We start from the raw sequence: 12,207 nt of genomic DNA, 5'->3' as shown, positions 1-12,207 counted from the left end.
CAAGTTATAGTTTATCCTAGTATAATCAATACTAGAGTAATACTAACAAAGGGGGGAGCCTCCTATGCATCACCAGACAAGATTACAGATGTTATCGGAATTCCTTACTGCACAGCGCGCCAAAATCATGCCGCAATCCCTCGGATTGCCAGTTGGAGGTCGTAGGAGAACGCCAGGGCTAAGGCGTGAGGAGGTCGCACAATTAGCAGGGGTAAGCACGACTTGGTACACTTGGCTCGAGCAGGGAAGAGACATCAAGGTATCTTCGTCCGTGCTGGAATGTATTGCAAACGCCTTGCAATTAACGGTGGATGAACGTAAATATTTATTTGCATTAGCGCTAGATACAGGCAGTGGAACAAGCGTAGTTAGAGAAGAAGAACAGATTCAGATCAGTCCTTCTCTTAAGCGGATTATGCAAGAGCTGCGTTATTGTCCTACGATTATCTCAGATCGAAAATGTCAGATTGTCGGTTGGAATCAGGCAGCTTCGCATGTGTTCATCGATTTTCAGCAGTTGCCTTATGAAGAGCGAAATTTGATCAAGCTGCTTTTTACACGAAAAGAATTTAGGAGCTTAGCCGTCAATTGGGAGCATTTTGTCAAAGGATACTTGTCGATCTTTCGTACGTATTATGGTCAGTATGTGGACGATCCTTGGTATGATCAATTTATCGAGGAGATGAAAGGCGCTCACCCTGATTTTAATTCTTTATGGAACAACAGTCAGGTAAGTTCAGCGCCAGAGGTCGAGATTGAATTCAGACATTCAAAGGCAGGCAAAATGTTGTTTCACTTGACCTCTTTGCAGGTGCAAGGGAATGCAGATTTGCGCTGTAGTATTTATACACCAGCACCTGAATCTTCTACAGAGGTAAAGCTGATCAGACTAATGGAAGCGCAAGACAAAGAGAATAAGCCACAATAAAAGCTAATCCATCAGATCTGATCTGAATGAATTAGCTTGATTTATCCTAAAACTCAATTAGACTACAGGTACATCACCGAATGTTGGACTGAACATTTGCTCTAGCATACGCTCAGCAGCAGCTTCAGGCGTTAATAGCTGACCAGATTCTTTGTAATCGATGAACTGTGCAACATCCTTGAAGTCTTCACTATTGGAAGAGCGGATTTGTACTTGCATATCCGTATCAATAATTCCTGGACGAACAGATGCGATTCGGACCTTGTTCTCTGCATCCTGCTGCTCAAGTGCTGCGCAACGTGTGTAGTGATCAAGTGCAGCTTTGGCTGCGCAATATGTACTCCAGCCGTAGTAGGGATTTCTGCCTGAACCAGATGAAATGTTAAGAATCCGTTTATCAATGGCTAAGTTTTGCGACCATCTCATGAAGTTAGCGCAAAGCGTCATGGGAGCGATCGCATTGATTTTCATGCTGTGATCAATTGCTTCTCCTGTTGACTTATAGGCAGGTTCAATCGGTAGAACAGTTCCGGCATTGTTGATGAGATAAGCAGCTGTTAACTCGTTCTTTTGGATTTTATTCAAAATTCGAGCAGCAAGCGCATCAAGATGCTCCGTGTTAGACAGATCGAATTCATTGTATTCCAGCTTGACGCCTGCTTCTTGTGCTTCTGCAATTAGCTTGTTGTTCTTATGTCTGGAAATACAGATTAGCATGTGCTCAGGCTTCATTAGCTGTCTGACAATCGCTTCACCAAGTCCTCGAGATGTGCCTGTAATGATAAAACATTTCATAGTTTATTTGCCCCTTTGTGAAAATAAAACAGGAATCTTACCATGCTTCTAGGTATTCTTATCCGACATTGGAAGTATGAATGCGTACAAATGTACGTATGCCCATTGTAACATGTCTATTGCCCTTTTCCAATAACATGAATTCCGTATATAATAGCGGTGAAGTGAAAAAAACACGGTCCGGTTGGTAGTCCGGATGCACTTGCGTCAGCAAGTGTCGTAGCCTTCCCCCTCGGGATGTCCAACACTTCGTAAGTTGAAGTAGGAGGGGACTGTTATGAAACTAACCGTATTTTTTGAAGGTCAATTCTGGGTAGGTGTGATTGAGGATGCGTATGATGGGAAACTTCGTGCGTATCGTCATATTTTTGGGGCAGAGCCGTATGATGCTGATGTAAACGCGTTTGTTCAGCATGAGATGTTGAAGCGGTTGGAGAATATTTCCCAAAATGTGGATGTTAAACATTTGCATGAGCGGAGAATCAATTCGAAGCGGCTTGCCAAACAAGCTGCGGAAGAAACTGCTGGGCGTGGCATTTCGGATAAAGCCAAGCTCGCACTTATGAAGGAACTGGAGCATCGAAAGAAAGTACGGCAAGTGATAACACGTGAAATGCGGGAGGCTGAGAAGGAACGTAAACGTGAAATTGCAGCTCAGAAAGCGAAAGCTAAGCATCGCGGAAGATAGCCAGGAGCAGTATAAACAGGGCATGTATTCAGGTAAAAATAGAATATGTGTCCTGTTCTGTTGTAGAATAGAGTCGTGCTTGAGGTATTTATTAGGAAACAGAAGGCGGATCGAGATTGATGATCATCGGTATCGGAACGGATTTATTAGAAATAGATCGAATTAAGCGCATTCTCGAAAGCAAGACAGCTCAGCGATTTATGGAGCGTTTGCTGACTAAAGAGGAGCGAGCGCAAGCTGAACAAAGGCAAGGGAGACTAGTAGAATTCCTGGCAGGCAGATTCTCGGCCAAAGAGGCGGTTGCCAAAGCACTTGGCTGCGGCATTGGAGCAGAGGTTTCTTTTCATGACATCGTAATCACCTATGAACCGTCAGGCAGGCCAATTTGCCATCTCTCCCCACAATCGCTGGAACGGTTGCGGCTGTCTCCTCATGTCAAAATTCATCTAAGTGTAACGCATACAGACCATTTAGCGGCAGCATATGTGATCGTTGAGGAATAGGATGACATCACACATTTATTAGTGCAGTGAAGAAAGGAAGCTTATGATTGATCAGGATTTAGCAGCACGCAAACAATTTTTCTCCGAACATTTATTAAATTGGTATCGAACATATAAACGAGATTTGCCGTGGCGTCGAAATAAAGATGCGTATCGCATTTGGGTATCCGAGGTTATGCTGCAGCAGACACGGGTTGATACGGTGATTCCGTATTGGCATCGTTTTCTGGAGAAGTTCCCGACGGTACAAGCTTTAGCGGAGGCACCAGAGGAAGAAGTGCTTAAGCTATGGGAAGGGCTTGGCTATTATTCGAGAGCTCGAAACCTTCAAGCAGCGGTACAAGAAGTACATGAGCGTTATGGCGGCACAGTTCCAGATAATAAAGAGGACATCTCCTCGTTAAAAGGTGTAGGACCTTATACAGCAGGGGCAGTTCTTAGTATTGCTTATAACAAACCAGAGCCTGCGGTTGATGGGAATGTAATGCGTGTATTGTCGCGATACTTCTGTATCGAGGATGATATCGCCAAGCCAGCGACAAGACCGAAGATGGAAAAGCTTGCGCAAGAGCTTATTCCTGACGGTGCGGCAGGTGACTTTAATCAAGGCCTAATGGAGCTTGGCGCATTAGTCTGCACGCCGCGGTCACCGCAATGCCTCACATGCCCGGTCATGGCGCATTGCGCGGCGCGACTTAACGGGAAGGAAGCCGAGCTTCCCGTTAAGACCAAAGCGAAGCCGCCGCGTCCCGAGCAGCGGCTCGTCGCCCTGATCGAAGGCCAGGGCGAGCATGCGGGCAAGCTGCTCATCAGGCAGCGCCCGCAGGAAGGGCTGCTCGCGCGCATGTGGGAGCTGCCACACGTGCTGATGCCAGCAGCAGCTCCTGCTGCATCGGGGCGCAAAGCCGCATCCGCCAAGGCTGCGGCGATGGTTGCGCCTGATGCGGCGGCTGCTGGCGAGCATCGCGAGTGGCTCCGCAATGCGCTAGCGGAGGCAGAGCACATCCATGTGCTCCCAAATGAATGGTACATGAACACGGACCACGTGTTCTCTCACATTCATTGGAAGCTGGATGTGTATCGCTGCAAGCTGGATGCCGCCTTGGATAACGGCGTGGCTCTGCCTGAGCTGCTGCCCTACCACTACCGTTGGCTCGCTGCCGATGAGCTTCATCAATACGCATTTCCGAACGTATTTATACGAATCATGGATACTTATTTTAAATAGATCAGAAAGAATAAGTTATACAGTTATACTTTCTGATCTATCTCGCAGAAACGCGCCGTCAATAAAGATGGCGCGTTTCTTCTTGTCTCCACATTCCAGTAAGAGTTTTCAGTTGACATTTGATTGAACTAGGCGTTTAATAAAAGTGTAGCAATTTTCTTTTTTTTGCTGCAAAAGTTTAAGCGCTTTAACTTTTGTAAAACCGTTTCCTCTTGTTGCAGTTACTCGAATGAATTTACGTAAGGAGCTGATGTAGATTAGTGTCAGTATTTATGACGTAGCTAAACGCAGCGGTCTGTCAGTTGTGACCGTTTCCAGGGTTATTAATCAAGCTTCCAGCGTTCGAGAGAGTAATCGTCAGAAAGTATTGCAAGCGATGAAGGAGCTTAATTATCGACCCAATTCAGCGGCACGGAGTCTGGCACGCGGTAAGACTGGAACGATAGGACTCGTACTTGCAACGCTGCAAGATAGCGTGTTTGAAGGAATCGTACGAGAAGTGAATGAACAATTGGAAGAGCTGGGTTATTTTCTAGCGCTATCCATCGATCACTCTTTTAATAGTAAACTGAATCGGGTAAGTAATTATTTATTTCAGAAAGATCGCGTAGATGGCATTATTCTACTATCTTCGATTCATGAGGTAGAGTATATACAGGAGCTTAGATCGAAGAAAATTCCATTCGTTTTAATCGATAATCATGATCTATCTGTGAAAGCAACGATGATTCGAGTGGATAACTATGCTGGAGGCGCACTAGCTGCTCAGCATTTGCTTGATTTAGGACATAGAGATATAGGTCTTATTTATGGCCCACAGCATTTGTTAAGTGCGCGTGAACGTAAGCAAGGCTTTGAACAAGTGTTAGCAGATAACGGCATTACGCCTGTTATCTCGACAGAAGCAGAGTTTGAAATAGGTGATGGATTTCGCGTCGCTCAGAATTGGATTAAGCAAGGAGTTCATCTGACTGCGATTGCGACTGCGGACGATTTTATGGCTTGGGGTGTTATCCAGGCTTATCATGAAGCAGGTCTGCGTGTTCCGCATGATATGTCTGTCATCGGCTATGATGATCAAGATTTTGCTTGCGATGTTCATCCATCCTTGACAACTGTGAGGCAACCTACAGAGAGTATAGGAAGAGAAGCAGTGAAACGGCTGGCAGCCATGCTTAATCAAGATCTTGAAGTAGGCAAGAGTGAGGTAGAAGGACAAGCAACTACACAAGGGCTATACCATGAGAGGCAAGAGTTGATTAAGTTTCAACCTCAGCTATTAGTCCGCAGCTCTACTTCCTCCATAATATAAGGATTACGAGGTGTAAACTTGGCGTATTATTTAGGAATGGATGCTGGCGGTACGAAAACGAATGTCATCATTACGGATGACCGTGGGGTAGTCGTTGGTAAGGGGAAAAGCAAGCAAGGCAATCATCAGACGGGTCAGGAACGTGCATTCCAAAGCTATCGTGAGTCCGTCGATGAAGCCCTGCGTTCAGCTGGTTTGCAGAAAAGCGATATTACGTATGCGGTATTTGGCTTAGCAGGAGCAGACCGTGAAGCCGATTTTGAAATTTTGCGTCCTGCCATTCAGCAGCTTGGTTTTGCGAACTGGTATATTTGTGTTGATGCAGCGATTGGCATGCGCGCGGGTACAAGACATCCATACGGAATATGCTTGATCTGCGGAACAGGTACGAATTGTGTCGGCATCAACAAGCAGGGTGAAGTGCTGCAGGTCGGTGGTATGGGTTATATGTATGGGGATTTTGGTGGCGGTGCTGATTTGAAGGTTCAAGTCTTTAGATCAGTCACTCGTGCTTGGCAGGGCAGAGGTCCGTCAACCATGCTGACAGAGCTGACGCTTGATGCGCTAGGATTCGAATCGGTTGATCAAATGTATAACACGTACCTTGATACATACCGTGAGCCGCCAAATGATTTGGCACGTGTGCTGTTTACAGCCGTGAAGGCGGGAGACGAGGTTGCGAAGAATATTTTACAATATCAAGGGAGAGAGCTTGGACTCGCGGCACGCGCTTGTGCTACTCGTTTGAATATGTTAGAGGATTCTTTTGATATCGTACTTGCAGGCTCAATCGTTACACGGGGAGAAGATGATACGATCCACAATCAGATCGCTGCAATTGTTGGTGAGGTTGCACCGAAGCATCGAATTGTGAAGCTCGAGATGGAGCCTGTCGTCGGAGCCATCTATATGGCTATGGATCGCGCAGGCGTAAATATTAGCGAAGAAGTATATGAGCAGCTATCTACTTTTCAAATGGATGGATTCAATTAGAAAGTTAATATAAATCATAGGGAGTGTTCAGAATGAAAGACAGTCTTAAATTAGTTGTTATCGGTGGAGGTTCTTCTTACACACCTGAACTTGTTGAAGGAATTATTAACAATTTTGATCGTTTACCGATTAAGGAACTATGGCTTGTCGATATCCCGCAAGGTGAACATAAGCTCAACATCGTTGGTAAGCTAGCGCAAAGAATGGTAGAAAAGTCTGGTCTGCCGATTGATGTCAAGCTGACATTAGACCGTTTGGAAGCATTGCCGAATGCGGATTTTGTATCTACTCAGATTCGTGTTGGCTTGCTTGAGGCTCGTGCTCATGATGAATCCATCCCATTAAAATATGGTGTACTCGGACAAGAAACAACTGGCCCTGGGGGCATGATGAAAGCATTCCGTACGATTCCTGTTCTGCTTGATATCTGTAAAGATATTGAAAAGCTATGCCCGAACGCATGGATGCTTAACTTTACGAACCCTGCAGGTATGGTGACTGAAGCGATTAACCGTTACAGTAATGTCAAATCAATCGGCTTATGTAACTCACCAATCGGCGTGTACAAATGGTTATCCAAGCTATATGAAGTACCAACTGACCGCATCTATGCCGAGTTTGTTGGTCTGAACCACTTGCACTGGGTTACACAAGTTACGGTGGATGGCGAATCCAAGCTTGAGGAATTGCTAGAAAGCGGCGAAAGCTATACAGCAAAGAACGTGCCTGGTATGGATTGGAATGCAAAGCTTATTCGTTCAATCGGTGCAATTCCATCTTATTATTTAAGATACTTCTACCTAACAAAGGAAATGTACGCAGAGCAGGTCGCAGCTATGGAAAAAGACGGCTCACGCGCAATCATCGTGAAGCGCGTTGAAGATGAGCTGTTCGAGCTATACAAAGATCCTAACCTTAGCATCAAGCCTAAACAGCTTGAGAAGCGCGGTGGAGCATATTACTCAGAAGCAGCCGTTAATTTGATGGTTTCCCTTCATAATGATACTCGCGATATTCAAACGCTGAATGTTCCGAACGGCAATATTTTGCCATTCTTGCCAGCAGATGCGAGCATCGAGGTAAACTGTGTAGTATCGAAGCAAGGACCAATGCCTGTAACCGTTCGTAACATCCCTCAAGGTGTAACTGGTTTAATCCATGCTGTCAAAACCTATGAGCGTCTAGCGATCGATGCAGCGGTTACTGGTGACCGTGATCTAGCGTTGCAAGCATTAACTTGTAACCCACTAGTGCCATCTGTGAGAGTAGCAGAGGAAATCCTGAATGAAATGCTTGAACAGAACAAGGACTATTTACCTAATTTCTTTAAATAAGCTTCAAAATAGATGAAGAAAACCGCCACCTGAAGAGGGATTGGCGGTTTTTTGCGCAAATCAATGAAAACGTTTTCTATTAAGCGCTTTCATTAGAAAATAGCAGTTTTTTTGACGATTTTCGATATTTATCGTAAAATATGCTATAGGACATCTTTATTTTTGATAAAATGGGAGAGAACTTCATGTGTATCCGTTCATTTAAGTTATCGGACTATGGTCCTGCTACTGCGTTGCTACAACGTGTTTTGTCAGAAGATTGCTATGATGCAACCATACAAGCATTTGCACGACAATTATCATGGGATACGGATTTAATTCTCATTGCTGAGCAAGATGATGAAATGGTAGGGATTATTATCGGAACGATCGATAATGCCAAAGGATACGTTTATCGGGTGGCCGTAACTAAGGAGCATCGCGGTCTAGGGATAGGCGAGAGACTAACCGAGGCACTTAAACAACGTTTTAATATTCGTCAGGTAAATAAGATTATGGTGAATATGGATTCCTACAATGAAGTTGCTATTCCTTTTTTTGAGTCAATTGGTTATCAAGAGGTTGACTTTTTCCGCTTTACAGAGCGGTTAAGCATTGTTAAAAATCTAGCATATTAATCGTTATATTTGAATAAATGGGCATATCTTCTCTATCAATTTATTAATAGAAAAGATATGCTTTTTTTAAATAGAACAATAAAGCAATATCGGCTTACTATTATTTTTTTATAGGGGGGTTGGCATGATGACACCATTTAAGTCAGCTGTAATTAAGAGTTTCAAGCATGATGGACATCTGCATCGGATGTGGCTGCAAAATTGGATTTTTCCGCATTCTACACTGCATCATGTTCATACCGAAGAATCTATGATAGTAACGATTAATTCACAGACACGAATTCAAGAAAGTGACGGGAAAGTATGGACTAGCCGAATACCGGGTATTTCATTTTTCATCCCAGATCAGTGGTTTAATATAGTAGCTCTACTAGAAGAGGGCGGAATCCGCTATTACTGCAATATTGCATCGCCAGCTTATTTGGTTGATCATGTACTCACTTATATCGATTATGATCTGGATGTCATTGTTTTTCCTAATGGAAAAGTGAGAGTGGTCGATCAGGATGAATATGAAGAGCATAAGCTTGTATACGATTATTCGAAGATCGTGCAGGATAAAGTCGAAAGAGGTCTTGATTCTTTATTGGAACGCATACAATGCCAGCGCGCTCCGTTTCAGGATGAGCTGATCTACCAATACTATCACGTATGGAAGGGAAGAAGTTTACAGAGAGGGTGAAGTAGTTGCCAATTTCTATTCATAGGGGATCAACAACAGATTGGGACAAGCTGAAGCAAGAAATTATCTCAGAAGCGCCGAATCTTGGGATTGATTCAATTGGCTTTACGACAGCAGATCCCTTCAATGAGTTGAAGGAACTATTAATTGATCGTCGTGATAAAGGTTATTTATCCGGGTTCGAAGAGCCTGATATCGATAAGAGAATAAATCCTGGTCTGTTATTTGAAGGACCGAGATCCATTATTTCAATCGCAGTAGCCTACCCGACGAAACTTGTGAATCCACCGCGTTCAGAGCCAGGGGCATATCGCGGGATGTTATCGCGTACGGCATGGGGGCTCGATTACCACCAAGTATTGCGAGAACGGTTAACGAGGCTTGAGGCTTTCATCAAGGAACGTGTAGAGGGTGCAAGAGTAGAGAGTATGGTTGATACAGGAGCGCTTGTAGACCGTTCTGTAGCAGAGCGGGCGGGCGTTGGCTTTATCGGTAAGAACTGCTCTGTTATTACGCCAGAATGGGGTTCATGGGTGTTTCTTGGGGAGATGATTACGAATATTCCATTTCCTCCTGATACGCCTGCGTTGAATCAGTGCGGCGAGTGTACCAAATGTCTTGATGCTTGCCCAACAGGTGCATTTGTGGGTCCAGGAGAGCTTAATGCTTCTCGCTGCATAGCATTTCTTACGCAAACGAAGGGTGTTATTGAGGACGAGCTGATGAAGAAGATCGGGAATAGACTTTATGGTTGTGATACATGTCAGAGCGTGTGTCCGCTTAATAAAGGCAAACATTGGACGCATCAAGCCGATATGCAGCCTGATCCCGAATTGGTAAAGCCGCTGCTTGCGCCTCTGCTATCTATGAGCAATCGTGAATATAAGCAAGTGTATGGCAATAACGCTTCCTCTTGGCGGGGCAAGAAGCCGATTCAGCGCAATGCGATTATCGGCATCGGGAACTTCAAGGATCGCTCTTCTGTACCGCTGCTTAACAAGCTGTTGCGTGATGACGATCGTCCTGAAATTCGTGCGACAGCAGCATGGGCGTTAGGGAAGATTGGAGATTCGGATGCAGAGATTGCGATAGAAGTTGCATTGCTGCGTGAGAAGGAAAAGGTCGTACTTGATGCACTTGAACGTGCGCAAGCAGAGATTAAGAATACCTGCAAGGCAAATGAGCAGAAGGAAGGTGTACCTGAATGATGAATCAAGCTGCAGGTCTAACGATTGCATACGATGAGGTAGATTCTCCGATTGGCCAGCTAACCCTTGCTACCACTCGACAGGGGCTCTGTTCGCTGTTATTTGGCTCTTGGAATGATAATAAGGATTACTTGATGGATCGGGCTAAGCGTTGGTACGGAGCTTCCGAATGGGTGCATAATCCCGAAGCGCTAGCAGAGGCTGCTAAGCAGCTCAAGCAATATTTTGCCGGGGAACGTCAGGAATTTGAGCTGGAATTGGACATGCAGGGCACGACGTTTCAATTGCAGGTATGGCAAGCGCTACGAACTGTACCCTATGGGCAGACAGCTTCCTATAAAGATATCGCGATCGCTATTCATTCTCCCAAAGCTGTACGTGCAGTTGGCGGAGCAAACAATCGCAATCCAATTTCAATTATCGTACCATGCCACCGCGTGATTGGTGCTGATGGTAAGCTCATCGGTTATGGTGGTGGACTTGATATAAAGCAGAATTTGCTCCAATTAGAATCAGATTTCATCTACTAGGACACAGAATAGGGAAGATTGGGAGAGGTAAATATGAGATATGTTCATTTGGACACAATAGAATCAGGACATTTTTTGGGGAAAACGATTTTTAATAGCAACGGTGTTGTCCTGTTATCCGAAGGTGTGCAACTGACGGTATATATGATAACGCAACTTAGAAGAATCGGCGTTACGATGCTCTATATCAAGGATCCGAACTTTGATGATGTTGTCATTGATGATGTAGTGTCAGAAGAAACGAAGCAGGCGGTTATGAGGCAAATGGACGGGTTGTTCCAGGCGATACGTTCAGGTAAGGATTTTAACCCTAAGAACATATCAACCTCAATTGATAAATTGCTGGAAGATGTCATGCGCAATCAGGATTTGCTCGTTCAGCTGACAGATATCCGAACACATGACAATTCGCATTATATGCATGCGATTAATGTATGTATGATGTCGGTATTAACTGGGCTGTCCATGGGGCTTAATCCGACACAATTGAAGGAGCTCGCGATAGGAGCCTTGCTTCATGATATCGGGAAAATCGAAATCCCAACAGACGAAACGGCAGCAATTGATGTGAAAAATCATCATACATGGCGCGGATTTGAGATGCTAAAGCAAAAACGCGAATATTCGTTACTCATTGCTCATGTAGCTTTCCAGCATCATGAACATGTTGATGGTTCAGGTATACCTAGACAGTTAGAGGATGAACAAATTCATCTCTATGCCAAAATTGTCGCAGTAGCCAATACGTACGACAGTATGCTTTTCCGTTCCGCTGAAGAACCGTTATTGCCCCATGAAGCTTGTGAGAAATTAATGTCTCTATCTGGTACGCAGCTGGATCGAGAGACTCTCGTTCATTTTCTGAAAATGGTATCCGTGTATCCAACTGGGGCATCTGTTCGATTGTCTACGAAAGAAGCAGGCGTAGTGGTTGGTCAGCATAGAGGTCTACCTGGACGTCCGATTATTCGAATTATTAAGCAGGACAACAATGATCGTGAGTTTGATGTCAAAGAGATGGACTTAGCTAAAGAGACGACTGTATTTATTGAGAATGTGCTCAGCTAGGTCACTATTAATTCTCGTTTGTGAGCTTGCGCAATAGATGCTATGATAGCATTACATCGTTAGAATAGCATAAATATGAGTTCAAATTTAGGAGGAAAGTAAGATGTGGTGGTTATGGTTAATTATTGGATTAGTGGTGGGACTTGTGATCGGTTTCATCATCGGAGTATTCTATCTTCGCAAACAGCTTGAGAAGATGCAGAGTGATCCCGAAATGCTGCAAAAAATGGCGAAGCAAATGGGCTACAACATGAATAAGCAGCAAATGTCTAAAGTGCAAAATATGATGAAAAAACAAAAATTTAAATAAGTCATAAGGTT

The 12,207-nt window shown here is 44.4% G+C and carries 14 protein-coding genes; 13 read left to right on the top strand and 1 reads right to left on the bottom strand.

All coding sequences use genetic code 11. The features are described 5' to 3' along the window. Positions 1-64 precede the first annotated feature (64 nt). Positions 65-928 (top strand): helix-turn-helix transcriptional regulator, encoded by an 864-nt coding sequence (locus E0485_RS09495; RefSeq protein WP_132417793.1) that lies wholly within the window; start codon positions 65-67, stop codon positions 926-928. 57 nt (positions 929-985) lie between these two features. On the opposite strand, the gene E0485_RS09490 is transcribed toward E0485_RS09495, so the two are convergent. Beyond that, positions 986-1,723 carry a (S)-benzoin forming benzil reductase gene (locus E0485_RS09490; RefSeq protein ID WP_132417792.1) on the bottom strand — a complete coding sequence of 246 codons (738 nt, stop codon included), beginning with the start codon at positions 1,721-1,723 and terminating at the stop codon, positions 986-988. 277 nt (positions 1,724-2,000) lie between these two features. On the opposite strand from E0485_RS09490, the gene E0485_RS09485 reads away from it, so the two are divergent. The 12 genes from E0485_RS09485 to E0485_RS09430 all read left to right on the top strand — a co-directional run bounded on the left by E0485_RS09485 (position 2,001) and on the right by E0485_RS09430 (position 12,196). Beyond that, positions 2,001-2,411, top strand: coding sequence for a YjdF family protein (locus E0485_RS09485; RefSeq protein WP_132417791.1), 411 nt, complete (start codon positions 2,001-2,003; stop codon positions 2,409-2,411). 119 nt (positions 2,412-2,530) lie between these two features. Then, entirely contained in the window at positions 2,531-2,914 is a 384-nt protein-coding gene (gene acpS, locus E0485_RS09480) for a holo-ACP synthase (protein ID WP_132417940.1), read from the top strand. 43 nt (positions 2,915-2,957) lie between these two features. Further along, complete coding sequence (gene mutY, locus E0485_RS09475; protein WP_132417790.1) at positions 2,958-4,142, top strand: A/G-specific adenine glycosylase; 1,185 nt, start codon at positions 2,958-2,960, stop codon at positions 4,140-4,142. 256 nt (positions 4,143-4,398) lie between these two features. Continuing rightward, positions 4,399-5,454 (top strand): LacI family DNA-binding transcriptional regulator, encoded by a 1,056-nt coding sequence (locus tag E0485_RS09470; RefSeq protein WP_132417789.1) that lies wholly within the window; start codon positions 4,399-4,401, stop codon positions 5,452-5,454. An 18-nt stretch (positions 5,455-5,472) separates the two neighbouring features. After that, a complete protein-coding gene (locus E0485_RS09465; protein WP_132417788.1) occupies positions 5,473-6,447 on the top strand; it encodes an N-acetylglucosamine kinase in 975 nt (324 codons plus the stop codon). Between the two features lie 32 nt (positions 6,448-6,479). Continuing rightward, positions 6,480-7,781 carry a 6-phospho-beta-glucosidase gene (locus tag E0485_RS09460; protein ID WP_132417787.1) on the top strand — a complete coding sequence of 434 codons (1,302 nt, stop codon included), beginning with the start codon at positions 6,480-6,482 and terminating at the stop codon, positions 7,779-7,781. A 185-nt stretch (positions 7,782-7,966) separates the two neighbouring features. Next, a complete protein-coding gene (locus tag E0485_RS09455) occupies positions 7,967-8,398 on the top strand; it encodes a GNAT family N-acetyltransferase (RefSeq protein ID WP_132417786.1) in 432 nt (143 codons plus the stop codon). A gap of 127 nt (positions 8,399-8,525) precedes the next feature. After that, the gene (locus E0485_RS09450; protein WP_132417939.1) at positions 8,526-9,080 is read left to right on the top strand and encodes a DUF402 domain-containing protein; all 555 of its coding nucleotides are present in this window, start codon (positions 8,526-8,528) and stop codon (positions 9,078-9,080) included. A gap of 5 nt (positions 9,081-9,085) precedes the next feature. Then, positions 9,086-10,288 (top strand): tRNA epoxyqueuosine(34) reductase QueG, encoded by a 1,203-nt coding sequence (gene queG / locus E0485_RS09445; RefSeq protein ID WP_132417785.1) that lies wholly within the window; start codon positions 9,086-9,088, stop codon positions 10,286-10,288. Further along, the gene (locus E0485_RS09440) at positions 10,285-10,818 is read left to right on the top strand and encodes a methylated-DNA--[protein]-cysteine S-methyltransferase (RefSeq protein WP_235857510.1); all 534 of its coding nucleotides are present in this window, start codon (positions 10,285-10,287) and stop codon (positions 10,816-10,818) included. Before queG ends, E0485_RS09440 begins: the two co-directional genes overlap by 4 nt. Positions 10,819-10,851: 33 nt before the next feature. After that, on the top strand, positions 10,852-11,886 hold the full coding sequence (locus E0485_RS09435) for an HD-GYP domain-containing protein (RefSeq protein WP_132417784.1): 1,035 nt from the start codon (positions 10,852-10,854) through the stop codon (positions 11,884-11,886). A gap of 103 nt (positions 11,887-11,989) precedes the next feature. Beyond that, on the top strand, positions 11,990-12,196 hold the full coding sequence (locus tag E0485_RS09430) for a YneF family protein (protein WP_132417783.1): 207 nt from the start codon (positions 11,990-11,992) through the stop codon (positions 12,194-12,196). The last annotated feature ends 11 nt before the right edge of the window (positions 12,197-12,207 follow it).

The sequence above is a fragment of the Paenibacillus albiflavus genome (genome assembly GCF_004344915.1).
In the GTDB taxonomy this organism is placed as follows: Bacteria; Bacillota; Bacilli; order Paenibacillales; family NBRC-103111; genus Paenibacillus_AM; species Paenibacillus_AM albiflavus.
The sequence above is the reverse complement of the archived record's forward strand: the minus strand, read 5'-3'. Positions and strand labels throughout refer to the sequence as shown.